The organism is Pseudomonas sp. TSO6 (genome assembly GCF_056098905.1).
The window spans coordinates 34,418-58,600 of record NZ_JBLZWV010000024.1; the positions used below are offsets into that span (position 1 = coordinate 34,418).

The 24,183-nt window shown below is 61.9% G+C and carries 26 protein-coding genes and 1 tRNA gene; 12 read left to right on the top strand and 15 right to left on the bottom strand.

Annotated features, from left to right (window positions below):
- Positions 1–140: 140 nt before the first annotated feature.
- The 6 genes from ACN6NG_RS08440 (at position 141) to cysG (ending at position 7,785) form a co-directional block, all read left to right on the top strand.
- The gene (locus tag ACN6NG_RS08440) at positions 141–2,687 is read left to right on the top strand and encodes a DNA translocase FtsK (RefSeq protein ID WP_415752911.1); all 2,547 of its coding nucleotides are present in this window, start codon (positions 141–143) and stop codon (positions 2,685–2,687) included.
- Positions 2,688–2,749: 62 nt separating this feature from the next.
- Positions 2,750–3,373: an outer membrane lipoprotein periplasmic chaperone LolA gene (gene lolA, locus ACN6NG_RS08445; protein WP_474313485.1), complete on the top strand. Its 624-nt coding sequence runs from the start codon at positions 2,750–2,752 to the stop codon at positions 3,371–3,373.
- Between the two features lie 12 nt (positions 3,374–3,385).
- Positions 3,386–4,711, top strand: a complete 1,326-nt coding sequence (locus ACN6NG_RS08450; protein ID WP_028613325.1) for a replication-associated recombination protein A — start codon at positions 3,386–3,388, stop codon at positions 4,709–4,711.
- Positions 4,708–5,082: a fluoride efflux transporter CrcB gene (gene crcB, locus ACN6NG_RS08455; RefSeq protein WP_016498860.1), complete on the top strand. Its 375-nt coding sequence runs from the start codon at positions 4,708–4,710 to the stop codon at positions 5,080–5,082. Before ACN6NG_RS08450 ends, crcB begins: the two co-directional genes overlap by 4 nt.
- A gap of 30 nt (positions 5,083–5,112) precedes the next feature.
- Entirely contained in the window at positions 5,113–6,393 is a 1,281-nt protein-coding gene (serS, locus tag ACN6NG_RS08460) for a serine--tRNA ligase (protein WP_063422627.1), read from the top strand.
- Complete coding sequence (cysG, locus tag ACN6NG_RS08465) at positions 6,394–7,785, top strand: siroheme synthase CysG (RefSeq protein ID WP_049275343.1); 1,392 nt, start codon at positions 6,394–6,396, stop codon at positions 7,783–7,785.
- 130 nt (positions 7,786–7,915) lie between these two features.
- Here cysG and ACN6NG_RS08470 read toward each other — a convergent pair whose 3' ends face one another.
- The 7 genes from ACN6NG_RS08470 to ACN6NG_RS08500 all read right to left on the bottom strand — a co-directional run bounded on the left by ACN6NG_RS08470 (position 7,916) and on the right by ACN6NG_RS08500 (position 12,919).
- Positions 7,916–8,875: a glutathione S-transferase family protein gene (locus ACN6NG_RS08470; protein WP_063422628.1), complete on the bottom strand. Its 960-nt coding sequence runs from the start codon at positions 8,873–8,875 to the stop codon at positions 7,916–7,918.
- 94 nt (positions 8,876–8,969) lie between these two features.
- Positions 8,970–9,971, bottom strand: a complete 1,002-nt coding sequence (locus ACN6NG_RS08475) for a glycosyl transferase family protein (RefSeq protein WP_063422733.1) — start codon at positions 9,969–9,971, stop codon at positions 8,970–8,972.
- 11 nt (positions 9,972–9,982) lie between these two features.
- Positions 9,983–10,318 carry a TusE/DsrC/DsvC family sulfur relay protein gene (locus ACN6NG_RS08480; protein ID WP_016488112.1) on the bottom strand — a complete coding sequence of 112 codons (336 nt, stop codon included), beginning with the start codon at positions 10,316–10,318 and terminating at the stop codon, positions 9,983–9,985.
- Complete coding sequence (gene tusB / locus ACN6NG_RS08485) at positions 10,315–10,611, bottom strand: sulfurtransferase complex subunit TusB (RefSeq protein WP_474313489.1); 297 nt, start codon at positions 10,609–10,611, stop codon at positions 10,315–10,317. Before tusB ends, ACN6NG_RS08480 begins: the two co-directional genes overlap by 4 nt.
- Complete coding sequence (gene tusC / locus ACN6NG_RS08490) at positions 10,611–10,970, bottom strand: sulfurtransferase complex subunit TusC (RefSeq protein ID WP_474313492.1); 360 nt, start codon at positions 10,968–10,970, stop codon at positions 10,611–10,613. The genes tusB and tusC overlap by 1 nt, the downstream gene beginning before the upstream one ends.
- Before the next feature lies 1 nt (position 10,971).
- Positions 10,972–11,364: a sulfurtransferase complex subunit TusD gene (gene tusD, locus ACN6NG_RS08495; RefSeq protein ID WP_016488109.1), complete on the bottom strand. Its 393-nt coding sequence runs from the start codon at positions 11,362–11,364 to the stop codon at positions 10,972–10,974.
- A 175-nt stretch (positions 11,365–11,539) separates the two neighbouring features.
- Positions 11,540–12,919: a nucleobase:cation symporter-2 family protein gene (locus ACN6NG_RS08500; RefSeq protein ID WP_016498869.1), complete on the bottom strand. Its 1,380-nt coding sequence runs from the start codon at positions 12,917–12,919 to the stop codon at positions 11,540–11,542.
- A gap of 204 nt (positions 12,920–13,123) precedes the next feature.
- Here ACN6NG_RS08500 and ACN6NG_RS08505 point away from each other — a divergent pair, with 204 nt between their 5' ends.
- Positions 13,124–13,342: a hypothetical protein gene (locus ACN6NG_RS08505; RefSeq protein WP_019474007.1), complete on the top strand. Its 219-nt coding sequence runs from the start codon at positions 13,124–13,126 to the stop codon at positions 13,340–13,342.
- Positions 13,343–13,675: 333 nt separating this feature from the next.
- On the opposite strand, the gene ACN6NG_RS08510 is transcribed toward ACN6NG_RS08505, so the two are convergent.
- Positions 13,676–14,347 carry a Bax inhibitor-1/YccA family protein gene (locus ACN6NG_RS08510; RefSeq protein WP_019471940.1) on the bottom strand — a complete coding sequence of 224 codons (672 nt, stop codon included), beginning with the start codon at positions 14,345–14,347 and terminating at the stop codon, positions 13,676–13,678.
- A gap of 134 nt (positions 14,348–14,481) precedes the next feature.
- Between ACN6NG_RS08510 and ACN6NG_RS08515 the strand changes: the two genes are divergently transcribed.
- Together ACN6NG_RS08515 and trbK are read left to right on the top strand one after the other, a co-directional pair.
- A tRNA-Ser gene (locus ACN6NG_RS08515) sits at positions 14,482–14,569 on the top strand.
- Between the two features lie 90 nt (positions 14,570–14,659).
- Positions 14,660–14,908 carry an entry exclusion lipoprotein TrbK gene (gene trbK, locus ACN6NG_RS08520; RefSeq protein ID WP_016498870.1) on the top strand — a complete coding sequence of 83 codons (249 nt, stop codon included), beginning with the start codon at positions 14,660–14,662 and terminating at the stop codon, positions 14,906–14,908.
- A gap of 114 nt (positions 14,909–15,022) precedes the next feature.
- Here trbK and ACN6NG_RS08525 read toward each other — a convergent pair whose 3' ends face one another.
- Together ACN6NG_RS08525 and ACN6NG_RS08530 are read right to left on the bottom strand one after the other, a co-directional pair.
- Positions 15,023–15,292 carry a DUF3077 domain-containing protein gene (locus tag ACN6NG_RS08525; protein ID WP_016498871.1) on the bottom strand — a complete coding sequence of 90 codons (270 nt, stop codon included), beginning with the start codon at positions 15,290–15,292 and terminating at the stop codon, positions 15,023–15,025.
- A gap of 21 nt (positions 15,293–15,313) precedes the next feature.
- Positions 15,314–15,556, bottom strand: a complete 243-nt coding sequence (locus tag ACN6NG_RS08530; RefSeq protein WP_474313496.1) for a hypothetical protein — start codon at positions 15,554–15,556, stop codon at positions 15,314–15,316.
- Between the two features lie 404 nt (positions 15,557–15,960).
- Here ACN6NG_RS08530 and arfB point away from each other — a divergent pair, with 404 nt between their 5' ends.
- A complete protein-coding gene (gene arfB / locus ACN6NG_RS08535; protein WP_063422682.1) occupies positions 15,961–16,374 on the top strand; it encodes an alternative ribosome rescue aminoacyl-tRNA hydrolase ArfB in 414 nt (137 codons plus the stop codon).
- Positions 16,375–16,613: 239 nt separating this feature from the next.
- Here arfB and ACN6NG_RS08540 read toward each other — a convergent pair whose 3' ends face one another.
- Together ACN6NG_RS08540 and ACN6NG_RS08545 are read right to left on the bottom strand one after the other, a co-directional pair.
- A complete protein-coding gene (locus ACN6NG_RS08540) occupies positions 16,614–17,255 on the bottom strand; it encodes a 3-oxoacid CoA-transferase subunit B (RefSeq protein ID WP_063422683.1) in 642 nt (213 codons plus the stop codon).
- An 8-nt stretch (positions 17,256–17,263) separates the two neighbouring features.
- Complete coding sequence (locus ACN6NG_RS08545; RefSeq protein WP_010954768.1) at positions 17,264–17,959, bottom strand: 3-oxoacid CoA-transferase subunit A; 696 nt, start codon at positions 17,957–17,959, stop codon at positions 17,264–17,266.
- Positions 17,960–19,863: 1,904 nt separating this feature from the next.
- On the opposite strand from ACN6NG_RS08545, the gene ACN6NG_RS08550 reads away from it, so the two are divergent.
- Both ACN6NG_RS08550 and ACN6NG_RS08555 read left to right on the top strand, forming a co-directional pair.
- Entirely contained in the window at positions 19,864–20,514 is a 651-nt protein-coding gene (locus tag ACN6NG_RS08550) for a methyl-accepting chemotaxis protein (protein ID WP_371321161.1), read from the top strand.
- Between the two features lie 129 nt (positions 20,515–20,643).
- Positions 20,644–21,522, top strand: a complete 879-nt coding sequence (locus ACN6NG_RS08555; protein ID WP_016487999.1) for a LysR substrate-binding domain-containing protein — start codon at positions 20,644–20,646, stop codon at positions 21,520–21,522.
- Between the two features lie 49 nt (positions 21,523–21,571).
- Here ACN6NG_RS08555 and ACN6NG_RS08560 read toward each other — a convergent pair whose 3' ends face one another.
- The 3 genes from ACN6NG_RS08560 to ACN6NG_RS08570 all read right to left on the bottom strand — a co-directional run bounded on the left by ACN6NG_RS08560 (position 21,572) and on the right by ACN6NG_RS08570 (position 24,080).
- The gene (locus tag ACN6NG_RS08560) at positions 21,572–22,405 is read right to left on the bottom strand and encodes a hypothetical protein (RefSeq protein ID WP_063422685.1); all 834 of its coding nucleotides are present in this window, start codon (positions 22,403–22,405) and stop codon (positions 21,572–21,574) included.
- Positions 22,406–22,414: 9 nt separating this feature from the next.
- On the bottom strand, positions 22,415–22,630 hold the full coding sequence (locus ACN6NG_RS08565) for a hypothetical protein (RefSeq protein ID WP_063422686.1): 216 nt from the start codon (positions 22,628–22,630) through the stop codon (positions 22,415–22,417).
- Between the two features lie 232 nt (positions 22,631–22,862).
- A complete protein-coding gene (locus ACN6NG_RS08570) occupies positions 22,863–24,080 on the bottom strand; it encodes an amidohydrolase family protein (RefSeq protein ID WP_474313499.1) in 1,218 nt (405 codons plus the stop codon).
- Positions 24,081–24,183 lie beyond the last annotated feature (103 nt).

Consider the following 24,183-nt stretch of genomic DNA (forward strand, 5'->3'; position numbering starts at 1 on the left):
GCAAAAACACAGCATAAGCCTTTGTCACAAAAGAAAATGCATGCTCAAATTGCAGCCATGTGAAAGTCGCCCCCGGCAAACCCCCATGCGGCGTGCCGCCATGGCGGCTGGCGGGCAGTAATGTTAAAAGTAGTGGTTCATTGGCCGCACAGCCGGCCGATCACTATTGGACGCGCACCACGCGCAGGAATAGACGCGTTTTGAAGAAATCCACCGCAACCCCAGCTCCTCTGCCTGTGCCCCTGTGGCGGCAGCAGCTGCATTACCGCCTCAAGGAAGGTGCGTTGATCGCGATCGGCGCCCTGTGCCTGTACCTGTGGATGGCGCTGCTGACCTACGACACCTCCGACCCGGGCTTCAGCCACACCAGCAACGTCGACCAGGTGCAGAACGCCGCCGGGCGGGCCGGTGCCTACTTCGCCGACATCCTGTTCATGGTGCTGGGTTACTTCGCCTACATCTTCCCGCTGTTGCTGGCGGTCAAGACCTGGCAGATCTTCCGTGAGCGCCATCAGCCGTGGGACTGGAGCGGCTGGCTGTTCTCGTGGCGATTGATCGGCCTGGTATTCCTGGTGCTGTCCGGTGCAGCGCTGGCGCACATCCACTTCCATCCGCCGGCGAGCATGCCGTTTTCCGCGGGTGGCGCGCTGGGCGAGAGCCTTGGCGAGCTGGCGCGCAACCTGCTGAACGTGCAGGGCAGTACGCTGATGTTCATTGCCCTGTTCCTGTTCGGCCTGACCGTGTTCACCGATTTGTCGTGGTTCAAGGTGATGGACCTGACCGGCAAGATCACCCTCGACCTGTTCGAGTTGGTGCAGGGCGCCGCCAACCGCTGGTGGGAGGCGCGCAATGAGCGCAAACGCCTGGAGGCGCAGCTGCGTGAGGACGAGCCAGTCTTCAAGGCACCGCCGACGGCCGCCGACAAGCGCGAGCCTGCCAAGCCGGCGTTGCGCGAGCGTATCTTCAAGCGTGAAGAAGCGCCCGCCCAGCCTGTTGTGCAACGCGAACCGACCCTTGCCCGTGAGCCCGTGGTGCCGCGCGAGCCGGTAGTGGCGCGTGAAGCCGTGGTGCCCCGCGAGCAGCCTGCGGGCCCGACCATCGTGCCACCGGCAGCGGCCAAGGCGCCTGAGCCGAGCAAGCGCGTGATGAAAGAGAAGCAGGCGCCGCTGTTCGTCGACAGCGCCATTGAAGGCACCCTGCCGTCGATCTCGATTCTCGACCCGGCCGAGCAGAAAAAGATCGAGTACTCGCCAGAATCTTTGGCCAGTGTCGGCCAGTTGCTGGAAATCAAGCTCAAGGAATTCGGCGTGGAAGTGGCGGTGGACTCGATCCACCCCGGCCCGGTGATTACCCGCTATGAAATTCAGCCAGCCGCTGGCGTCAAAGTCAGCCGCATCGCCAACCTGGCCAAGGACCTGGCCCGTTCGCTGGCCGTGACCAGCGTGCGGGTGGTAGAGGTCATCCCTGGCAAGACCACCGTGGGTATCGAGATCCCCAACGAAAACCGGCAGATGGTGCGCTTCTCCGAGGTGCTGGCCACGCCGCAGTTCGACGAGCAGAAATCGCCGGTCACACTGGCCCTGGGCCACGACATCGGCGGCAAGCCGGTCATCACCGACCTGGCCAAGATGCCGCACCTGCTGGTGGCTGGTACCACCGGCTCCGGTAAGTCGGTGGGTGTGAACGCGATGATCCTGTCGATCCTGTTCAAATCCGGCCCGGAAGACGCCCGGTTGATCATGATCGACCCGAAAATGCTCGAACTGTCGATCTACGAAGGCATCCCGCATTTGCTGTGCCCGGTGGTCACCGACATGAAGGACGCCGCCAACGCCCTGCGCTGGAGCGTGGCCGAGATGGAGCGGCGCTACAAGCTGATGGCGGCCATGGGCGTGCGTAACCTGGGCGGCTTCAACCGCAAGATCAAGGATGCCGAGGAAGCCGGCGAGGTCATCCATGACCCGCTGTTCCGCCGCGAGAGCATGGACGACGTGCCGCCTGCGCTGAAAACCCTGCCGACCATCGTGGTGGTGGTAGACGAATTCGCCGACATGATGATGATCGTCGGCAAGAAGGTCGAAGAGTTGATCGCCCGTATCGCCCAGAAAGCGCGGGCGGCCGGTATCCACCTGATTCTTGCCACCCAGCGCCCGTCGGTGGACGTGATCACCGGCCTGATCAAGGCCAACATCCCGACCCGCATGGCGTTCCAGGTGTCGAGCAAGATCGACTCGCGCACCATCATCGACCAAGGTGGCGCCGAGCAGCTGCTGGGCCACGGTGACATGCTGTACATGCCGCCGGGTACCAGCCTGCCGATCCGCGTGCACGGTGCGTTCGTCTCCGACGACGAAGTGCACCGCGTGGTGGAAGCGTGGAAGCTGCGCGGCGCGCCGGACTACAACGACGACATCCTCAACGGCGTGGAAGAGGCCGGCAGCGGCTTTGAAGGCGGCGGCGGTGGTGGCGATGGCGATGATTCGGAAAGCGACGCCCTGTATGATGAGGCCGTGCAATTCGTGCTGGAAAGCCGCCGTGCGTCGATCTCGGCCGTGCAACGCAAGCTGAAGATTGGCTACAACCGCGCCGCCCGCATGATCGAAGCCATGGAAATGGCTGGCGTGGTCACCCCGATGAACAGCAACGGCTCGCGGGAAGTGATTGCCCCGGGCGGCCCGCGCGACTGATGAACACCTTGCCGGGCGCCAACGTTGGCGCCCGGCCTTTTCAATGCTCAATGAGGATTACCATGCGCGCGATTCGCATGCTGTTGGTTTCTGCCCTTGCTCTGGGCAGCGCTTCGGTTTTTGCCGGTGAGGAAGATGTACAACGCCTGACCCAGCTGCTGGAAAAGTCGCAGACCATCGAGGCCAATTTCTCTCAATTGACCTTGGGTGCCGACGGCACCAGCCTGCAGGAGACTGCTGGCCAGATGATCGTCAAGCGCCCGGGCCTGTTCTACTGGCACACCAATGCGCCACAGGAGCAGGTGGTGGTGTCTGATGGCAAGATGGTTACCCTGTGGGACCCGGACCTAGAACAGGCCACCGTCAAAAAGCTCGACGTGCGCCTGAACCAGACCCCGGCACTGCTACTGTCCGGTGACGTGTCGAAGATCAGCCAAAGTTTCGACATCGCCTCGAAGGAGCAGGGCGAAGTCATGGACTTCACCCTCAAGCCGAAGACCAAGGACACCCTGTTCGACTCGCTGCGCGTGTCATTCCGCAAGGGCCTGATCAATGACATGCAACTGGTCGACAGCGTCGGCCAGCGTACCAACATCCTGTTCAATGGCGTCAAGGCCAACCAGGCGGTGCCGGACAGCAAGTTCAAGTTCGACATCCCCAAAGGTGCTGACGTGATCAAGGAGTAACCGGAGCTCGTCATGGACCTGTTTCGAAGCGAACCTGTCGCCCAGCCCCTGGCCGCCCGCCTGCGCCCGTCCAACCTGGACGAATACGTCGGCCAGGAGCACCTGCTGGCGCGCGGCAAACCGCTGCGTGAGGCGCTGGAGCAGGGTGCGCTGCACTCGATGATCTTCTGGGGGCCGCCTGGGGTGGGCAAAACCACCCTGGCGCGGCTGCTGGCGCAGTTCTGCGATGCGCACTTCGAGACGGTGTCGGCGGTACTGGCCGGTGTCAAAGAGATTCGCCAGGCGGTCGAGGTGGCCAAGCAGCAGGCGGGCCAGTATGGCCGGCGCACCATCCTGTTCGTCGACGAAGTGCACCGCTTCAACAAGTCGCAGCAGGACGCCTTTTTGCCCTATGTGGAAGACGGCACCCTGCTGTTCATCGGCGCCACCACCGAGAACCCGTCGTTCGAGCTGAACAACGCGCTGCTGTCGCGGGCGCGGGTGTATGTGCTCAAGAGCCTGGACGAGGCGGCCCTGCGCAAGCTGGTCAACCGTGCGCTGACCGAAGAGCGTGGCCTGGGCAAGCGCAACCTGCGGGTGGGCGACGACGCCTTCAAGATGCTGATGGCCGCCGCCGACGGTGATGGCCGGCGCATGCTCAACTTCCTTGAGAACGCCTCGGACCTGGCGGAAGACGGCAGTGAAATCGACGTCGAGATGCTGCAGAGCCTGCTGGGTGACAGCCGTCGCCGCTTCGACAAGGGCGGCGAGGCGTTCTACGACCAGATTTCCGCGCTGCACAAGTCGGTGCGCGGCTCCAACCCCGATGGCGCCCTGTACTGGTTTGCCCGCATGCTCGACGGCGGTTGCGACCCGCTGTACATCGCCCGCCGCGTGGTGCGCATGGCCAGCGAGGACATCGGCAACGCCGACCCGCGCGCGCTTAGCCTGTGCCTGGCGGCCTGGGACGTGCAGGAGCGCCTTGGCAGCCCCGAGGGCGAACTGGCGGTGGCCCAGGCCATTACCTACCTGGCCTGTGCGCCGAAGAGCAACGCGGTGTACATGGGCTTCAAGACCGCCCTGCGCGAAGCGGCCGAGCATGGCTCGCTGGAAGTGCCGTTGCACCTGCGCAACGCCCCGACCAAGCTGATGAAACAACTGGGCTATGGCGACGAGTACCGTTATGCCCACGATGAACCCGATGCCTACGCCGCCGGTGAAGATTACTTCCCCGATGAGTTGGAGCCACGCCAGTACTACCAGCCGGTGCCCCGTGGCCTGGAACTGAAGATTGGCGAGAAGCTGCGCCACCTGGCCGACCTCGATCGCAACAGCCCCCGCCAGCGGAGAAAGCCGTGATCGCACTCATTGCCGCCGTCAGCGCGGGCGGTATTGTCGGCACCTTGTTGCGCTTTGCTACCGCCAACTGGGTAGCGGCCCACTGGCCACGGCACTTCTATGCCGGTACGCTGGCGGTCAACCTGGTTGGCTGCCTGCTGATCGGCCTGCTCTATGGCTTGTTCTTGCACAAGCCGCTGGCGCCGGTCGAGCTGCGCGCTGGCTTGATTGTCGGCTTCCTCGGAGGCCTTACAACCTTTTCCTCTTTCTCGCTCGATACCGTGCGCCTGATGGAAAGCGGGCAAGTGCCCCTTGCCTTGGGCTATACCAGTATCAGCGTGGTGGGCGGGCTGCTCGCGACCTGGGCCGGCCTGTCCCTGACCCGATTCTGAACCAACACCTACCTATAACGAGAGAACGATATGCTCGATTCCAAACTGTTACGCGGCCAACTTCAGGAAGTGGCGGAACGCCTGGCCTCCCGTGGCTTTAGCCTGGATGTCGCGCGCATCGAATCACTGGAAGAGCGCCGCAAGGCGGTGCAAACCCGCACCGAGCAGCTGCAGGCTGAGCGTAACGCTCGTTCCAAGTCTATCGGCCAGGCCAAGGCCAAGGGCGAAGACATCGCGCCACTGATGGCCGACGTCGAGCGCATGGCCAACGAACTGGCTGCCGGCAAGACTGAGCTGGACGGCATTCAGGCCGAACTGGACGGTATCCTGCTGACCATCCCCAACCTGCCGGACGCCAGCGTACCGGTCGGTGCCAGCGAAGACGACAACGTCGAAGTGCGCCGTTGGGGTACGCCGACCGCCTTTGACTTCGCAATCAAGGACCACGTCGCCCTCGGTGAAGTCAGCGGTGGCCTGGACTTCGAGGCCGCAGCCAAGCTGTCTGGCGCCCGCTTTGCCGTGCTGCGTGGCCCGATTGCCCGCCTGCACCGCGCCCTGGCGCAATTCATGATCAACCTGCACACCGGCGAGCACGGCTACGAGGAGCACTACACCCCGTACCTGGTGCAAGCGCCTGCCTTGCAGGGCACTGGCCAGCTGCCGAAGTTCGAGGAAGACCTGTTCAAGATCACCCGCGAAGGTGAAGCTGACTTCTACCTGATCCCGACTGCCGAAGTGTCGCTGACCAACCTGGTAGCGGGTGAAATCCTCGACGCCAAGCAGCTGCCGCTGAAACTGGTTGCCCACACCCCTTGCTTCCGCAGTGAAGCCGGTGCTTCTGGCCGTGACACCCGCGGCATGATCCGCCAGCACCAGTTTGACAAGGTCGAGATGGTGCAGGTGGTGGAGCCGGCCAAGTCGATGGAAGCCCTGGAAGGCTTGACCGCCAACGCCGAGCGCGTCCTGCAGCTGCTGGAGCTGCCGTACCGCGTGCTGGCCCTGTGCACCGGCGACATGGGCTTTGGCGCCGTGAAAACCTACGACCTGGAAGTGTGGGTACCGAGCCAGGACAAGTACCGCGAAATCAGCTCGTGCTCCAACTGTGGCGACTTCCAGGCACGCCGCATGCAGGCCCGCTGGCGCAACCCGGAAACCGGCAAGCCAGAGCTGGTGCACACCCTCAACGGCTCCGGCCTGGCCGTAGGCCGTACCCTGGTTGCCGTGCTGGAAAACTACCAGCAGGCTGACGGTTCGATCCGTGTGCCAGACGTGCTGAAGCCGTACATGGGCGGCGTCGAGGTCATCCGCTAAATGGATTACCTGCCGCTGTTCCACAAGCTGCAGGGCGGCCGCGTGCTGGTCGTCGGTGGCGGTGAGATCGCCTTGCGCAAGGCGCGCCTGCTGGCGGATGCCGGTAGCGAGCTGCGCGTGGTGGCGCCGGATGTCGACGGCCAGTTGGCTGCGTTGGCCCGGGAAGGTGGCGGTGAGGTGCTGGTGCGTGGCTATCAGGCAGCCGACCTGGTCGGTTGCCGGCTGGTGATCGCGGCTACCGACGACCCTGGGCTGAATGCCCAGGTGTCGGCGGATGCGCAGGCACTCAGCCTGCCGGTCAACGTGGTGGATGCCCCGGCCCTGTGCACGGTGATCTTCCCGGCGATTGTCGACCGTTCACCGCTGGTGATTGCGGTATCCAGTGGCGGTGACGCCCCGGTGTTGGCGCGTTTGATCCGCGCCAAGCTGGAGGCCTGGATTCCGTCGGCCTATGGTGAGCTGGCTGGGCTGGCTGCGCGTTTCCGGCACAAGGTCAAAACCTTGTACCCGGACGTCAACCAGCGTCGCGGCTTCTGGGAAACCGTGTTCCAGGGGCCGATTGCCGAGCGCCAGCTGGCCGGGCAGGGCGCTGAGGCCGAACGCCTGTTGCAGGCGATGGTGGATGGCGCGCCGGTGCAGCAGGGTGGTGAGGTGTACCTGGTAGGTGCGGGCCCGGGCGATCCGGACTTGCTCACCTTCCGTGCCTTGCGCCTGATGCAGCAGGCCGACGTGGTGCTGTACGACCGCCTGGTGGCACCTGCAATCATCGAGATGTGCCGCCGTGATGCCGAGCGCATCTACGTGGGCAAGCGCCGCGCCGATCATTCCGTGCCGCAGGACCAGATCAACCGCCTGCTGGTCGATCTGGCCCAGCAGGGCAAGCGTGTACTGCGACTGAAGGGTGGCGACCCGTTCATCTTCGGCCGGGGTGGCGAAGAGATCGAAGAGCTGGCCGAGCATGGCATTCCTTTCCAGGTAGTGCCGGGCATTACGGCGGCCAGTGGCTGCTCCGCGTATGGCGGCATTCCGCTCACCCACCGCGACTACGCCCAGTCGGTGCGTTTCGTCACCGGCCACCTGAAGGATGGCACCAGCAACCTGCCGTGGAATGACCTGGTGGCGCCGGCGCAGACTTTGGTGTTCTACATGGGCTTGGTCGGTTTGCCGACCATCTGTGCCGAGCTGATTCGCCATGGGCGGGCGGCGAGTACCCCGGCGGCGTTGGTGCAGCAGGGGACTACGCGTAACCAGCGGGTGTTTACCGGTACTTTGGCGGACTTGCCAGAGCTGGTGGCCCGGCATGAAGTGCATGCGCCGACCCTGGTGATTGTGGGGGAAGTGGTGCAGTTGCGTGACAAGCTGGCCTGGTTCGAAGGTTCGCAGAACAGCTGAAATTGTCGGGGCCGCTTTGCGGCCCATTCGCAGCACAAGGCTGCTCCTACAGGGATCGCGTGAAGCCCTGCGTGAATCCTGTAGGAGCAGCCTTGTGCTGCGAATGGGCTGCAAAGCAGCCCCGACTTTCTCAAGCCTGCCAAATCCCCTTGCCCACCAACCGCTCACGATCATGCGGCAAGCCAAAGTCCTGCAAAGGCCCCTTAGGCACGATCCCGGTCGGGTTGATGGTCTTGTGGCTCATGTAATAGTGCTTCTGGATATGCTCCATATCCACCGTCCCCGCCACCCCCGGCCACTGGTACAGCTCACGCAGCCAGTTCGACAGGTTGTGATAGTCACTGAGGCGGCGCAGGTTGCACTTGAAGTGCCCGTGGTACACCGCATCGAAGCGCACCAGCGTGGTAAACAAGCGTACATCGGCCTCGGTCAGGTACTCACCGGCCAGGTAGCGGTTACGGCTCAGCACGTCTTCCAGATGATCCAGCTCGTTGAACACGTCGTCGAACGCTGCCTCGTAGGCGTCTTGCGTGGTGGCAAAGCCTGCGCGGTACACGCCATTGTTCACCGCCGGGTAAATGCGCTCGTTCAATGCCTCGATGGTCGGCCGCAGTGGCTCGGGGTAGAGGTCCAGCATATTGCCGGTCAGCTCGTTGAACGCGCTGTTGAAGATACGGATGATCTCCGACGACTCGTTGTTGACGATGCGTTTCTCTTGCTTGTCCCACAACACGGGCACGGTGACGCGGCCGGTATAATGCGGGTCATCCTGGGTATAGCGCTGGTGCAGGTACTGCAGGCCGTCAAGGTGGTCACCGCTGGACCCTTGCTGCTGGTCGAAGGTCCAGCCATTGTCCTGCATCAGCCAGCTGACCACCGACACATCGATCAATGGCTCAAGGCCTTTCAGGGCACGCAAGATCAGGGTGCGGTGAGCCCATGGGCAGGCCAGCGAGACGTACAGGTGGTAGCGGCCAGCCTCCGGGGCGGGCAGCTGATTGCGGCGCTGGGCGTTTTCGCGTTTGAACGTGCCGTCCTTGCCGTTTTCATACCACTGGTCGTGCCAGCGGCCGTCGATCAAAAGGCCCATGGTGAGCTCCTGAAACAAAGTTGTTTGTCGTTGGAGCCCAGTCTAGGCCAAATCGTTCGAACAAATAGCGCAAAGATCGGGGTGCTATTATCGGTTAAATCGATCCATTGCGCGTATCCCAATAGCCTTGCGCTGTCGCGAACGCCTGCTCGCGGTCTTGCCCCAGGCCACGCAGGGCCAGGGCCATGGTCGCGATCAGGGCTTTTTCGCCATAACTGTCTTCCACTTCACCGCGCCAGAACGCCAGCAAGTGCTCGGCCTGCAGGCTGGCCGGTTTGACATGGCGGCGTTCGCTCAGTGCTGGCCACTCTTCGTCCCACGCTTCGCCCGACGTGGTGCCGTAGAGGTGGCTGATGACATCGGGGTTGACCTCGATCTCGCCGCCATCACCTTTGATCACCACGGCATGGTCGCCCAGCAGGCGGCTGGCCTCACGGTGCACAGCCTGGTAACCGGGGTGGAAGATGCTTTGCAGGCCACAGCGGGCGCCCAGCGGGTTGAGCACCCGGGCCAGCGAATGGATGGGCGAGCGCAGGCCCAAGGTGTTGCGCAGGTCGATCATGCGCTGCAACTGTGGCGCCCAGTCGTGCAGCGGGAAGAACGCCAACTGGTGCTGGTCCAGTGCGTTACCGACGGCGGCCCAGTCGCGGCATAGCGGAATCTGCAACAGGTCGAGCAACTGCTCGCTGTACATGCGCCCGGCGGTGTGTGCGCCGCCCCCGTGCATCAGGATGCGCACGCCATTGCCGGCCATGCACTTGGCCGCCAGCAAGTACCAGGGCAGGTGGCGCTTTTTGCCGGCGTAAGTGGGCCAGTCCAGGTCCACCGCAATGCTCGGCGCCTGCAAATGAGCGCGCAGGGCCTCGGTGAAGCCGGCCAGCTCTTCGGCGCTTTCTTCCTTGTGGCGCAGCAGCATGAGGAAGGCACCCAGCTGGGTGTCTTCGACCTTGCCTTCCAGCAGCAGGGTCATGGCCGCGCGGGCCTCTTCACGGGTCAGGCCGCGCGCGCCGCGCTTGCCTTTGCCAAGAATGCGCACGAATTCAGCGAACGGGTGTTCGGCCGGGGTTTCAAGCGTAAGCGGGCGAGCTTCTTTCAAGAGGGGCTGGGTCATATGCAGTTGGTCGGCTTGGGCAGGCCCGCCAGCTTGGCGGCAAGTTTGGCGGGGGTGCCATTGAACAGGCGGTTCAGGTGCGGGCTGTTGCCCTTTTCCGGGCCCAGCTTCAGGGCCGTGTACTTGATCAGCGGGCGCGTGGCCGGGGACAGCTGGTATTCCTGGTAGAACTGGCGCAGCAGTTCGAGGATTTCCCAATGGTCCGCCGTCAACGGGATACCCTCGCGCTCGGCCAAAGCCTCGGCGGCGGCGCGGGACCAGTCTTGCAAGTCGACCAGAAAGCCGTCCTTGTCCAGGGCGATCGCCTGATCGCCAACGTTGAGCGTACTCATAGCCAGCTGTTGACCTTGTCGTAATGCAGCGACAGTTCGACGAACCCGGCGTAGTCCACGGCCTTGGCCAGATCGTTACCGACCGCGCGGGCGTGCACATCCTCATCCAGGGCAAACAGGCGCCGGGCCAGGCCGGCAGCTTGCAGCTGGCGGTGCGGCTCGCTGCCGCTGCGCAGGGCATACACCGCATCGCCGCACAGCAGCAACGCGTCGTCGGTGCCGAGCAGGCGCAGGCAGCTGGCCAGGCGCTCGTCGCCAAACGGGGAGTGGGCAATTACATGCAGGGTTGTCATCAGAGCGTTACCACCTGGTCGAAACGGGCGATCAGCGCGGCAAGGGCCGCGTCATCCAGCACTTGCACCGGCAGCGCCAGGGTATCGGCTGCCAGGCCGCGGCGGGTGAGGCTGTGGCTGCAGGCGAACAGCTCCTCGACACCGAACATCGGCAGCGCCTGCAGGTTGGCGGCCAGGTTCTTCTGTTGCACGGCGGTGGGTTGCTGGCCGGGAGCGAGCTGGAATACCCCGTCGTCGAGAAACAGCATGCCCAGCGGCAGGTCGAAGGCCCCGCCGGCCAGGGCAATGTCCAGCGCTTCGCGGGCTGATGGGCCTTTCCACGGAGCCTGACGGCTGATGATCAACAAGGATTTGGCCATTTCAGTCGCCTCCGAAGCAGACAAGGCGGTCTGCAACCTGCGCCGCTTCATGCAGCTGGCCAAGCCCCGACAGTTCCCAAGGTTTGGGCAGGTTCACCGCCGGGCGCTGGTAACGGTTGGCTTCGGCCTCGTCGAGCACGCCACGGCGCAGGGCGGCGGCGATACACACCACAGCGTCCAGCTGGTGGGTCTGGATAAAGGTACGCCATTGGCCTGCCACGTCCAGTTCGTCCTGGGGCGCGACCACGTTGGCCGAGGCACTGTGCACCCCGTCCTGATAAAAGAACAGCCGGGCAATCTCATGCCCGCCGGCCAGCACCGCCTCGGCGTAGCGCAAGGCGCGCCGCGAGGAGGGCGCATGGGCCGGGGAGAACACCGCGATAGCGAATTTCATGGATAACTCATGCAAAGGAATGCGGCCATGATAAAGCAAAAAAGCCCGCGCCCGCTTGTGTAAGCGGCGCGGGCTTTCTATGTATCCGTGTGCCCTACGCGACCCCTGTGGGAGCGGCCTTGTGTCGCGATGGGCTGCAAAGCAGCCCCATGGCCCTGTCAGAAGGACACAAGACTCAAGCCTGCTCCTTGCTCTCCGGCAAGAACCAGTTCAGCACCAGCGCACAGATCCCCCCGGTAGCCACACCCGACTCCAGTACATTGCGAATCGCCGCCGGCATATGCGCCAGGAACTCCGGCACCTGCGCAACGCCCAGGCCCAGCGCCAACGACACGGCAATGATCAGCAGCGCCCGGCGGTCCAGCCGGGTGCTGGCCAGAATATTGATCCCCGAAGCCGCAACCGCCCCGAACATCACCATGGCCGCGCCACCCAGCACCGGCTCCGGCACCGCCTGGATCACCCCGGCAACGCTCGGGAACAGCCCCAGCAGCACCAGCATCACGGCAATCCACATACCAATGTGACGGCTGGCAATGCCGGTCAGCTGGATCACCCCGTTGTTCTGGGCAAAGATCGAGCTGGGGAAGGTGTTAAACACACCGGCCAGCAGCGAGTTTGCACCGTTGACCAGCACGCCACCCTTGATCCGCTGCATCCACACCGGCCCTTCGACCGGCTGGCGCGACACCTTGCTGGTGGCGGTAACGTCACCGATGGCTTCCAGCGAAGTCACCAGGTAGATCACCAGCATCGGAATGAACAGCGCCCACGAGAAGCCCAGGCCGAAGTGCAGCGGCGTCGGCACCTGGAACAGCGCGGCCTCGTGCATGCCGGTAAAGTCCAGGCGGCCCATGTAGCCGGCCAGTGCATAGCCAACCGCCAGGGCAATGACGATGGCGCAGCTGCGCATCCACACCACTGGCACGCGGTTGAGGATCACGATGATCGCCAGCACCACGCCCGACAGCAGCAGGTTATCGCCGTTGGCAAAGGTGCCATTGGCCATGGCGCCAAAGCCACCGCCCATACTGATCAGGCCGACCTTGATCAAGGTCAGGCCGATCATCAGCACCACGATACCGGTCACCAGCGGGGTGATCAGGCGTTTGACGAACGGCAGGATGCGCGACACGCCCATCTCCACGAACGAGCCCGCAATCACCACGCCGAAGATGGCCGCCATTACACCTTCTACCGGCGTGCCTTGCTTTACCATCAGCGCGCCGCCCGCAATCAGCGGGCCGACAAAGTTGAAGCTGGTGCCCTGCACGATCAGCAGCCCGGCGCCGAATGGGCCAAAGCGCTTGCACTGCACGAAGGTGGCGATACCCGAGATCACCAGCGACATGGAAACGATCAGGTTGGTATCCCGCGCAGAAACGCCCAGCGCCTGGCAGATCAGCAGGCCAGGGGTAACGATCGGTACGATGATCGCCAGCAGGTGCTGCAGGGCAGCCAGCAGGCCGATCAGCAGCCGTGGCTTGTCCTCCAGGCCAAGCACCAGTTCATTGGCAGGCGCCGCTGCGCCTGGGCTGTGTTCGTGTGAGCTCATTGCTGAAAGCTGCCCCGGAAGAAAAAAGGAGCGCATTCTACGGGGTGAAGAAGGATTGCGGTAGAGAAAAGCACGATGGCGACATGATCGGCGACCATTTGCCCAATTACCTGACTTTAGAGTCAGTGAGTGAGTTAGAAACCCACGTGGTTGCAGACTGTTTTGGGGCAGCTGTTACAATTTGTGTTTTTTGGGAAGGAATCCATGCGTCTAGCCATCATTCTTGCAGTGTTACTCATCGTTGCCGTGTTCCCTTGGGCGCTTGCGGTGTATGGTGCAACCATCCTTGCCTACTACCTGTGGTATGTGATTAGTGGCCTATTTGCGACAGGTTTTCTGATTTTCGCTTATTGGTATTCGCACAAAACCAGCGAACGCATAAATCGCCGCCGTGCCAGGCAGGCCAAGCAAGAAAACAACTAACTACACTCGCGGGTAAAACCGCTCCCAGAGTAATCGCGCTAGCTTTCAGGTGTTGTGCAGTACAGTTGTCCCCATAGGGACTGCATATGTCTGCAGCCTGCGCGATCACCTGTGGGAGCGGGCGTGCCCGCGAAGAAACCAACGCGGTGGATGGCACCGGCCTCGCCGGTGTTCGCGGCTAAAGCCGCTCCCACAGTGATCGCGCTAGCTTTCAGGTGTTGTGCAAGACAGTTGTCACCACACGTACTGCATATGCCTGAAGCCTGCACCCAATCCCTTTTCCAACGCCCACAAAAAAGCCCGCCGAAGCGGGCTTTCTCACACAGCAGTCAATCAGTCATCGCGACCCATGATGCCAAACAGCTGCAGCAGGCTGACAAACAAGTTGTAGATCGACACATACAGGCTGATGGTCGCCATGATGTAGTTACGCTCGCCACCATGAATGATCGCGCTGGTCTGGAACAGGATGCAGACCGACGAGAACAGCACGAAGCCAGCGCTGATCGCCAGTTGCAGGCCGCTGATCTGGAAGAAGAAGCTGGCAACGACAGCACCCAGCAGCACGAAGAAGCCCGCAGTGATGAAGCCACTGAGGAAGCTCATGTCCTTGCGGGTGATCAGCACATAGGCCGACAGGCCACCAAACACCAGCGCAGTCATGGCAAACGCCGAGCTGACTACTTCAGCGCCACCGGCCATGCCCAGGTAGCGGTTCAGGATAGGGCCGAGGATGAAGCCCATGAAGCCGGTGAGGGCGAAGGTGGACACCAGGCCCCAAGCCGAATCACGCAGCTTGTTGGTGAGGAAGAACAGCCCGTAGAAGCCGATCAATACCACAAATATGTTCGGGTAGCCGACGCGCATCTGCTGGGCCACGAAGGCCATGACACCGCTGAAGGCGAGGGTAAGCGCCAGCAAGCTGTACGTGTTGCGCAGGACTTTGCTGATCTCCTGCTGCTCGACCTGCTGGCCGTGGTGGACGGCGTAATCCTGTTCGCGCATGGCGACACTCCTTGGTAAAACCTGTGGTTTCAGACGTTCAGATGCTAGGAGTCTATCAGAGCTCCTGCAACCCGCGACACAGAGAGTTTGACAGCGTGTTTCATTACGGTATTATGGCGGCCGCAAAACGAGCTGGAAGCGTGGCCGAGTGGTTTAAGGCAACGGTCTTGAAAACCGTCGATGGGCAACTATCCTAGAGTTCGAATCTCTACGCTTCCGCCATATTCAAAGCCCTGATTATTCAGGGCTTTTTGCGTTTTTGGGGCCTGTAAATCGGGCTTTTGGAGCGGGTCAATTCAAAGGAGTGAGTGAATGTCCATTGTGCCTTTTGCACGTCTGGTTGCAGCGCTTGGCGTTGCCGTGAGCCTTACAGCCATTGCTGAAGACAGGGTGCCTGAACCCAATGAAGCGAATTGCTCGGGTGAAACCTATGAGCAAATCCTGGCGAGCCTCTCCAAGGAGTGGGACCGCAATGAGTTCATCGCCAACTGCAAAAGCTTCCATGCTGCCAAAAAGATGACCAAGTGGAAGTTCGAAAAGAGCCCACCTGACAGCTTCTGAACCCAGGCAAAGCCCCGGCAGTGATGCTGGGGCTTTTGGCATTGGGTTGGAGCAGTAGGCGCTTCTCGAGCCTACGTCGGAGGCTTTTGTACCCCGACTAGCTGGCCAGGCAAATCAGCGCATCATGCCCAGCTCGGCATCATCCATCAGTGCCTTGGCCAACGCACTCAAGTAATGCGCCGCCCAGATCATCATCGGTTTCTCTTCCATCAACCCAATAATCGTCAGCTCCCGCACGTACCCCATCAACTCCGAAGATTGCTCCCGGGCGCTTTTGCAGGAAATACCGGCTTCGATGCGAAACAGTGGGTGGGTCTGGTTTTCACCCTGGTAGAACGTGGTCTTGCCTACTGTGGTTTGTTCGTTCGATTCGTCAGTAGTCATGGGTCCATCTCCCGGATCGGCTCAGTGCTGTATTCGCAGCTCGTTCGGCGTCTGTGCCTGAATCAATGCGGACTCAAGCAACGAGCGCAGGGACTCAAGTTCATGGGTCGTCGCCATCATCAACACCGCTGCAGGTGACTTGGGCTGCATCAGCATCGCTTGTTGCGAAATGGCTAGCGCGCAGACGGCATATACCGCAGCTTGGATGAGGGTATCTTCGAGGGAGTGGAGGGTGTGGGGTGGGTCGGGGACCATCTTGAGCATTGTTCAATTCCCTATGGGTGCTGCCACCTCTCAGCCGTCAAGCAAAAGGGTGGCAGCTGTACGAGGGTTGACGGACCGGCGGAATTGAGAAGCTCCGGCGCACGCAAGCGTGCCCGCACGTACAGCCACCATAAATAGGTGCCATAACTCAAAACCATCGCGGCCCGTCAAAGCCGTGCCGCTGATGAGCAGCGACCGGCCCAGACTAGAGCCCCAATAGGGCACCCGCAACGGAAAATAGGCGGCAACAGTATCTTTGGGAAATGCCCTACAAGAAAGCGAAAAATTCTGATTTTTCGATACAGATAGACATCATCTTGGGTGGGGATAGCAAGGAATCGTGCGTTGTTCTATGGGAGCGCGGCCAAGGCTGTGATAATGGCGGCAATGACAAGGGCCATACCATGCTGATCATCTCCAATAACGTGCATCTGCCGGATGCCGAAATCGAACTGACCTATATCCGCGCGCAAGGCGCGGGTGGGCAGAATGTCAACAAGGTGTCCAGCGCCGTGCACCTGCGCTTCGACATCCCGGCCTCTTCATTGCCCGAGTTCTACAAGGAGCGGCTGCTGGCGCTGCGTGACAGTCGCATCACCGGCGACGGTGTGTTGATCCTCAAGGCCCAGCAATACCGCACCCAGGAGCAGAACCGTGCTGACGCACTGGCGCGTCTTGCCGAGTTGATCATCGCTGCCGGCAAGACCGAGAAGAAACGCCGCCCCACCAAGCCGACCCTTGGCTCGAAGACCCGCCGGCTTGAGGGCAAAGCCAGGCGGAGCACTGTCAAGGCCGGTCGGGGCAAGGTGGATTTCTAGGGCTGATGTTGGACCGTCGCTGGCGAGTCTGAGCATCTGGTGATGCCAGCGTGGCTAGTCCTGCCGCAAGCGGCCCCCGGATTTTGGGGTTACATCAACTGTTGCTGGGGGCTGCTTTGCAGCCCTTTCGCGACACAAGGCCGCTCCTACAAATGGGGCAGTGCAGGCCGGCGCAATGGCAGTTCCCACAGTAGCCATGCAACACCGGCAAGCGGGCGCTTGCCCGCCGGTTCCGCCGATCACTTGATCAGCGGCACACCGCTCAGCTTCTGCAGCTCATCAAAGTCGATGTCCGCACAAATCTCGACCACTTTCAGCCCTTCAGTCGTCACTTCCAGTACGGCCAGGTCGGTGTAGATGCGGCTCACGCACGCAATGCCGGTCAGCGGGTAGGTGCACTCGGGCACCAGCTTGCTTTCGCCGGTCTTGGTCAGGTGGTCCATCATCACGAACACCTGGCGGGCGCCGGTGGCCAGGTCCATCGCGCCGCCTACGGCCGGGATCGAACCTTCGGCGCCGGTGTGCCAGTTGGCCAGGTCGCCCTTGACCGACACCTGGAAGGCGCCCAGTACGGCGATGTCCAGGTGGCCGCCACGCATCATCGAGAACGAGTCGGCGTGGTGGAAGAAGGCGCCACCGGTAAGCAGGGTGACGTGCTGTTTGCCGGCGTTGATCAGGTCATCGTCTTCCTCGCCCGGCGCAGGGCTTGGGCCCATGCCCAGCAGGCCGTTCTCGCTGTGCAGGAACACTTCCTTGTCGCCCAGGTAGTTGGCCACCAGGGTCGGTGCGCCAATGCCCAGGTTTACGTACGCGCCTTCCTGGATGTCTGCGGCCACGCGCTGGGCCATCTCGGTGCGGGAGAGCTTTTTGGTGATGGTCATGGCAGGCCTCAGACAGCTTTGGCGATCGAAGAAGCGGCAGCGCCGGTGACGGCAACCACGCGCTGGACGAAGATACCCGGGGTGATGATGTGCTCCGGGTCCAGTTCACCGAGTTCGACAACCTGGTCGACCTGGGCGATGGCGGTCTTGGCGGCCATGGCCATGATCGGGCCGAAGTTGCGCGCGGCCTTGCGGTAGGTCAGGTTGCCCCAACGGTCACCCTTGTGCGCCTTGATCAGCGCGAAGTCGGCGTGCAGCGGCATTTCCAGCACGTACATGCGGCCGTCGATTTCACGGGTCTCCTTGCCTTCGGCCAGCAGGGTGCCGTAGCCGGTCGGCGAGAAGAACGCACCAATGCCCGAACCCGCTGCGCGGATGCGCTCGGCCAGGTTGCCTTGCGGCACCACTTCCAGCTCGATCTTGCCGGCCCGGTACAGTTCGTCGAACACGTAGGAGTCGGACTGGCGCGGGAACGAGCAGACCACCTTGCGCACGCTGCCCGCCATGAGCAGGGCGGCCAGGCCGATCTCGCCGTTGCCGGCGTTGTTGCTGATAATGGTCAGGTCGCGGGCACCGGTTGCGATCAGGCCATCGATCAGCTCGGACGGCATGCCGGCCGTGCCAAAGCCACCGACCATGATGGTCGAACCGTCGGTGATCCCTTCCACCGCGCTGGCGATGGACTCGTACGTTTTATTGATCAAGGCGAGCTCCTGGTTGTTCCTGGAGTATGGTTGTCGGGCTGGCCGGCGCTTTTAAGCGATGAGGCCTGTCAGCGCTTGAAATTGTTTGCTGACTTTCGCTATAGCGTGCCGCAAGATAGGGCAACAGTAGAGGGGGTTTAGCGGAATTTGTGCGATTATCGAACTGTTGTGCGATGTGCGAGCAGTTCTGGCGGCTATTTGTCACATTCCGGATAAGGGCCTGATTTCATCTGGTTTGCGCCTCGTTGGTGCATTAAGGGCCTGCCCAGAACCTTTCTTGCACAAGTGCTGTGCATTCAATGACTTGAATTCCCCATTAATCACCGCTCCCGCCGTTGGCGTGCGACTTGCTATCAGATTGCCATCCGATGTCGCGTATGGTGAAGATAATGTCGCTTTCCAGTGGTTCCATGGAGTTGTCATCGAGTGAAAAGGGCTGGCTGCCCTGGCTGGGTAAAACCGGAAAGCTCAGAATGGGCTGGGCATGTCACCTTAACCGGGCAAATTACCCGCAGATTGAGCAAACTTTCGAAGCCATTGCCCAGACCCGCGTGCGGTTGTTGCATGATTGGGCGTGCGAGCAGTGGGAGCACTTGGCGGAACTAGCGGAACAACTCGCGCAAGGGTTCGCTCAACCCGACAGCACGCTGCTGCGGGACAAGCTGGCGCAGGCCGAAGACTTTTCCGAGTTGTTTGTCGTCGATGCTGCCGGCAGCATCATCGCCTCCACCTGGCCACAACGTGGTACGCCGCGTATCGAGCACACTACAGCGCTGGCCCAAGGCCTGAAGGCGCCGTTCCTCCATGGCCCCTACAGCGACCCGCTAACCCTGCGCATTGGCCCGTCATCCTCACGCTTCCATGATGAAGTAACGCTGATGTTCTACCAGCCGGTGAAGGCCGGCGGCAAAGTGCTCGGCTGCCTGTGCGGCCGGGTGCCCAACGATGTGCTGGGCGACCTGATACAGCGCGAGGCCGGGCATATTTTCGCCGAGTCGGGCGACAACTACCTGTTCATGGCGCAGTCGCGTTTCGACCCGGCGATCCAGCCCGGCACGGCGCTGTCGCGCTCGCGCTTCGAGGACGGCACCTTTACCCACGGCGAAAACCTCAAAAGTGGTGTGCACACGCCTTGGACCACCGTGCAGGTCCAGCGCCATACCGAACTGGAACTGCGCTTCACCGACCCCTCCACGCGCGAACTGCACGCGGGGGTAAGGGAAACCATCAGGCGTGGTGCCAACCTGTTCGTGACCTACCCGGGTTACTCGGACTACCGCCACGTGCCGGTGGTCGGCAAGGGCGTAACGTTCCAGTTACCGGGTTCGCCCGACCGCTGGGGCATGATGTGCGAGGCGGACCTGGAAGAGGTCTACCGACGCCGCTCGCTGAGCTATGGGTTGATGAAACCCTATGTGGCGACCATGGCCGGGTTGTTCGGTTGCAACTACCTGGTGCAGCACTATGCCGGCCTGCCGCAAGGGCTGAACGACGCGATTCTGGCCGTGAGCATGCTCGGCGCCACGCTGTTGTTCGGCGTGTTCGGGCCCAAGCGCCTGGCAGCCAGGTTGAATGGCATGAGCGGCGTACTGCGCACCATCGCCGAGGGTGAAGGCAACCTGCGTCAGCGCCTGGACACCAGCACCCTGGGCAACGATGAGAGCGGCGACATGGCGCGCTGGATCAACAGCTTCATCGACCGCCTGGACGCGGTAGTGGGGCAAGTGGTTAAGGCCAGCCGCACGGTCGGCAGCACCAACCAGATGATGCTCGGGCGCAGCCAGGAGGCGAGTGTGAGCTCTGCCGATGTGGCGGACGCCGTGCACCAGATGATGAGCATCATGGAGGAGCAGCTTGGTGAACTGCAGCAGGCCTCGGTCAGTGCCGAGCAGATGAAGCAGGCGATGGACGAGGTGGTCAGCCGTGCCCGCGAGCAGTTTCTGGCGGTGCAGGCAGGCACCCAGTCGATTCGCGATGTGGTGGCGCGTTCGTCCTCCAGCGTGCAGCGGCTCGACAGCCGCATGGTCGAGATCGACAACATCACCGGGCTGATCAGCGACATCACCAACCAGACCAACCTGCTGGCGCTCAATGCTGCCATCGAGGCGGCGCGTGCTGGCGAGCATGGCCGCGGCTTTGCGGTGGTGGCCGACGAGGTGCGCAGCCTGGCCGCGCGAACCGCGCGCGCTGCCGAAGACATTCGCCACATGGTCGAGAGCCTTCAGGGCGAAACCCGCCAGGCCGTCAGCTTCATGGAGCAGGGCGTACAGGACGTCGACAACAGCCTGCGCCTTGCCGAAGATGCCTCGTCCGAGAACGTTCAACTGCACCAGGCCGTGGAGGGCATGTTCGCGATCATCCAGCAGCTCAACCGGCGTAGCGTGGAATACGGCAAGACCATCGACCAGGTCAACCAGTCCTCCAGCGAGATGCGCCAGACGGCGGTGGTGCTGCAGAGCAGCGCGCAGAAGGTGCGGGTGGATGCTGGCAAGTTGCAGAAGCTGGTGGGGCAGTTCGAGGTCAGTGGCGAGGAGAAGGGGGCCGCTGCAGCTTGAGCAAAGCACCGCATCCGCGAAAGGGTTCGTGCATGCATACAAGGTATGCCTTGCTCTCTGGCATTGCATCATCCACTCCAGCTTCAGGCATCATGTACCCAGCCCCATCCACAAAAGCTGAACCCGCAGATGCCTGACTCCATCAAACCCAACCGTGCCATCTATGACCTGGACATGCTCCGCACCGTGGTCATGGTGGCCGACTGCGGCAGTTTCACCACCGCTGCCGCGCGCCTGCACTCCACCCAGTCCACGGTCAGCCAGAAGGTGCGCCGGCTGGAGGAAATGGTCGGCCAGCAGCTGCTCGACCGCAGTAACCGCGAGGTGCATCCGACCGATGCGGGGGAAACCCTGCTGGGGTATGCGCGGCACTTGCTGGCAGTGAGCAGCCAGCTGACCGAGGCCATGTCGGGTGGGGTAACGGTGACCGTGCGCATCGGCCTGCCGGACGATTTTGTCGCGGGCAAGACGATGCAGGCGCTGGCGGCGTTCAACCGGCGTAACCCGACGGTGAAGCTGGAGATTACCGGTGGGTTGAGCCGCGATTTGATGAGCACCTACGACCGTGGCGAGCTGGACCTGGTGTTGATCAAGCAACGGCGCCACAGCCGCGAGGCGAATGCGTGCCAGCCGGAGCGCATCGAGTGGATCGACAGTGCGCAGTACCCGTGTTTTGCCCAAGACCCTATTCCGCTGGTGACCTTTCCGCCGCGGGGGTTGTACCGGGATGACATGATCGGTGCGGTCGAGGCAATGGGGCGCAGTTGGCGGATCGCTTTTACCAGTTCGAGCCTGGCGGGGATTCAGGAGGCGGTGGCTAACGGGTTGGGGGTTAGCCTGTTGCCGTCGCGGGTGGTGACGGGTGGGCATCGAGTGCTTGGGGCGGAGCAGGGGTTCAAGCCCATCAAGGTGTTTGAGGCGGCGATTTTTCATCGGCCTACGGCGGACCCTATGGTCATGGCGCTGGCTGAAATTCTGATCGGGATCTTGCGGGCTGAGGCCGAGTGAGCCTTGGCGAGCAGATTACCGCTGTTGTGGAATCAGGGCAGGTGGACATTCACGCTCTGAGGGCATCCTTCTCCGGCTTAAGCTCATTCTTTTTGAATTCCTGCCAATACGCACCTTCGAAGAAGGTCATTGAGACAATGTTCTTCTGCAGAAGGCTGATGGTGAACAGGCTTCCTATTTCTTCGGCCCGGCTAGCGTCGGTGCAGCGGTCCTCGGTGCCGTCATCAATGCCCGAGGCCGGGCCTTTCTTGACTGCGTCGTACACCCTGTCGTAGAAAGTGGTGAACTCCACCGTCAGCTGATCCTTGTCACGAAAGCCGCTGTAGATGGGGATGATCGAGAAACCTTCATCGCTGTTCGAGTCGTGATCCTGCAGGTTGCCGAAATTTTTCACCCAGCCGATGTACACCTTGCGATCCTCCATGCTGAACATGTACAGGCGCTTGTTGAACAACGAATCAAGCAGTAATGCCTGGTGGGTGCTGGTTGGCAGCATGGTTTCAAGGATGAAGGAGCGTGTGAGGTAGTCGTTTTTCAGGCCGTGGCGATACCGGGTGATTTTAAAGCGGACCTTTGCCGCCAGATAGGCGTAAAGCGGTGCTGTGAGAATGGCGACAAGCATCGTCGAAAACAGATGCTGTTCCGTAGAGGTGGTAAAACCCCGATTCTCGAAAAGGGCGGCCAAGCCATAGAAACCGTCGGTGAACCACTCGATGAAAAACGCCAACGCCAGCCATGGCGATGCGAGGACGAGCCCCCTCATTGCGATATGCAGATACAGTGACTGCCCTTCATATTTCGCGATGAGGGTCTTGTCGTAGAAGTTGTATTTACAGTAGATGAAGCCGCAGATCAGGATGGGCAGAACGAGGAGAAAACCCATTGTCGATGCCTAGTGCGTCTTCGAAATCGCTTGCTTGGCTGCCTCGCAGGCGCGCGCAAAATCAGCGTCTTGCAGGATGGTCGATGCCGAAATCGAGACGGCGCCATGGTCGCTGACCTGCACTTGTTCAGCGACCGCATTGAGCCGCCTGGCGATTGCCAGGGACTCTTCCGACGGAGGGGAAACCCATTGCAGCAGGGTTTCCCAAATATTTTTGTGGCTCATGCAGTCACTCCTCTTCCATGCATTGCCTGAACACGTACTTCAAGCATAGCAACGCACTTACTGAAGGCTGCTATAGGCTGCCAATCCGTGTGCGGAGGCTAGCATACCGCAACCTTTGCACCTGGATGAGCAGATGAGCGAGCAGGGGTGTTTCGTTTCGTGTCGAGGAGTGCTTTGCGTTCCGCCCCCACCGGGGCCGCGCAGGGCTTAAGGTTTGTGCTTGCCTGTGGTTTTACCGGCGCAGTTCGGTAGCAAACTGCACTGCCTTCAACTGCAACTGCGCAGGCCTGCCCCAGAACGCGCCGTGGCGCACGATCACCCGTTCATGAATGGCCGCCGCCACCGCCGCAGCAGCATTGTGTGCCTTGAACAGAACAAAGCTCGCCTCGTTACCAACCTTCAAACCATAGTCCTGCTTGCCCATCACCCCGGCACTGGCTTCGGTCGCCATTTCCAGCGCAACCCGCAGCTCCTCGTCGGTATTGAAGCCCGAGCGGTAGCTGACCAGCATGGCCCGCTGCAGCATGTCGCCATTGCCGTAGGGCCACCAGGCGTCCTGGATGTTGTCGTTGCCGGTAAATACCCGCACGCCGCCGTTACGCAGGCGCAGCACGGGTGGGAACGCATGTTCGCCGGGGGCGTTAGTCATGATGGATATGCCAGCGGCGGCCAGTACTTCGGCCGTGCGGTCGACAACAGCATCGGATACGTCGCCCAGGCCATAGGCGTGGCTGACCGCCACCAGGCCTTGCATGCCCAGTGCCTGGGTGCGCGCGGCGATGCGTTGGAGCTGAGCGATGCAGATGTCGCCGGGTTCGTGCAGGTGGATATCAACCTTCACGCCGTGGCGCTCGGCGATACCGAACACGATGTCCAGCTGGGCGTCGGCCTCGCCATCCAGTGTGGTGGGGTCGATGCCGCCGACCACCTGTACGCCTTCGCGGATGGCCGCTTCCATCACTTCAGCCGTGCCGGGGCAGCTCACCACGCCTGCCTGGGGGAAGGCCACCAGCTCGATGTCGACAAGGTCTTTCCACTTGTCCCGGGCTTCGAGAATGGCGTGCAGGTTGGTCAGGCCGGTGGTGGCGTCCACGTCCACGTGACAGCGCATGGCCAAGGTGCCGAATGAGGCGGCCTGGCGGATCAGCGCATCGGCGCGTTCGACGATGGGCGGGGCGCTGGCGAGTTCGCGCTTTTCCACGGCCAGGCGTTCGCGCAGGCTGCCGACCGGTTGGTGCGGGCGCCAGCGGTCGCCGACGAAGCTTTTGTCCAGGTGGATATGGCCGTCGACAAAGCCCGGTAGCACCAGCAGGCCTTCGAGGTCGATGGTTTCACGGGCTGGGGTGCTGGCGCGTTGCGGGCCGATGTGGGTGATGCACCCGTTGGTTACGGCAATGTGCAGGGGCAGGCCATCGGCGTCGATGGCGTTGATGAACTCACGGTCGTTCATGATCGGGCCTTTTCTACTGAGGCTTGGGTGACGTACCACGGTAGGGGGGATGCGGGTATGTCTCCAATTAATTATCAGGATCGGGTGCAGTGCATTTATGGAT

Coding starts and splice junctions, on each gene's coding strand:
- tusC (WP_474313492.1), bottom strand. CDS start 10,970: ATGGCCAAATCCTTGTTGATCATCAGCCGTCAGGCTCCGTGGAAAGGC.
- cysG (WP_049275343.1), top strand. CDS start 6,394: ATGGATTACCTGCCGCTGTTCCACAAGCTGCAGGGCGGCCGCGTGCTG.
- ACN6NG_RS08570 (WP_474313499.1), bottom strand. CDS start 24,080: ATGAACGACCGTGAGTTCATCAACGCCATCGACGCCGATGGCCTGCCC.
- ACN6NG_RS08555 (WP_016487999.1), top strand. CDS start 20,644: ATGCCTGACTCCATCAAACCCAACCGTGCCATCTATGACCTGGACATG.
- tusD (WP_016488109.1), bottom strand. CDS start 11,364: ATGAAATTCGCTATCGCGGTGTTCTCCCCGGCCCATGCGCCCTCCTCG.
- ACN6NG_RS08530 (WP_474313496.1), bottom strand. CDS start 15,556: ATGCTCAAGATGGTCCCCGACCCACCCCACACCCTCCACTCCCTCGAA.
- ACN6NG_RS08510 (WP_019471940.1), bottom strand. CDS start 14,347: ATGCGCGAACAGGATTACGCCGTCCACCACGGCCAGCAGGTCGAGCAG.
- ACN6NG_RS08560 (WP_063422685.1), bottom strand. CDS start 22,405: ATGGGTTTTCTCCTCGTTCTGCCCATCCTGATCTGCGGCTTCATCTAC.
- tusB (WP_474313489.1), bottom strand. CDS start 10,611: ATGACAACCCTGCATGTAATTGCCCACTCCCCGTTTGGCGACGAGCGC.
- ACN6NG_RS08450 (WP_028613325.1), top strand. CDS start 3,386: ATGGACCTGTTTCGAAGCGAACCTGTCGCCCAGCCCCTGGCCGCCCGC.
- ACN6NG_RS08525 (WP_016498871.1), bottom strand. CDS start 15,292: ATGACTACTGACGAATCGAACGAACAAACCACAGTAGGCAAGACCACG.
- ACN6NG_RS08480 (WP_016488112.1), bottom strand. CDS start 10,318: ATGAGTACGCTCAACGTTGGCGATCAGGCGATCGCCCTGGACAAGGAC.
- arfB (WP_063422682.1), top strand. CDS start 15,961: ATGCTGATCATCTCCAATAACGTGCATCTGCCGGATGCCGAAATCGAA.
- ACN6NG_RS08500 (WP_016498869.1), bottom strand. CDS start 12,919: ATGAGCTCACACGAACACAGCCCAGGCGCAGCGGCGCCTGCCAATGAA.
- lolA (WP_474313485.1), top strand. CDS start 2,750: ATGCGCGCGATTCGCATGCTGTTGGTTTCTGCCCTTGCTCTGGGCAGC.
- ACN6NG_RS08470 (WP_063422628.1), bottom strand. CDS start 8,875: ATGGGCCTTTTGATCGACGGCCGCTGGCACGACCAGTGGTATGAAAAC.
- ACN6NG_RS08550 (WP_371321161.1), top strand. CDS start 19,864: ATGGACGAGGTGGTCAGCCGTGCCCGCGAGCAGTTTCTGGCGGTGCAG.
- ACN6NG_RS08565 (WP_063422686.1), bottom strand. CDS start 22,630: ATGAGCCACAAAAATATTTGGGAAACCCTGCTGCAATGGGTTTCCCCT.
- serS (WP_063422627.1), top strand. CDS start 5,113: ATGCTCGATTCCAAACTGTTACGCGGCCAACTTCAGGAAGTGGCGGAA.
- ACN6NG_RS08540 (WP_063422683.1), bottom strand. CDS start 17,255: ATGACCATCACCAAAAAGCTCTCCCGCACCGAGATGGCCCAGCGCGTG.
- ACN6NG_RS08505 (WP_019474007.1), top strand. CDS start 13,124: ATGCGTCTAGCCATCATTCTTGCAGTGTTACTCATCGTTGCCGTGTTC.
- trbK (WP_016498870.1), top strand. CDS start 14,660: ATGTCCATTGTGCCTTTTGCACGTCTGGTTGCAGCGCTTGGCGTTGCC.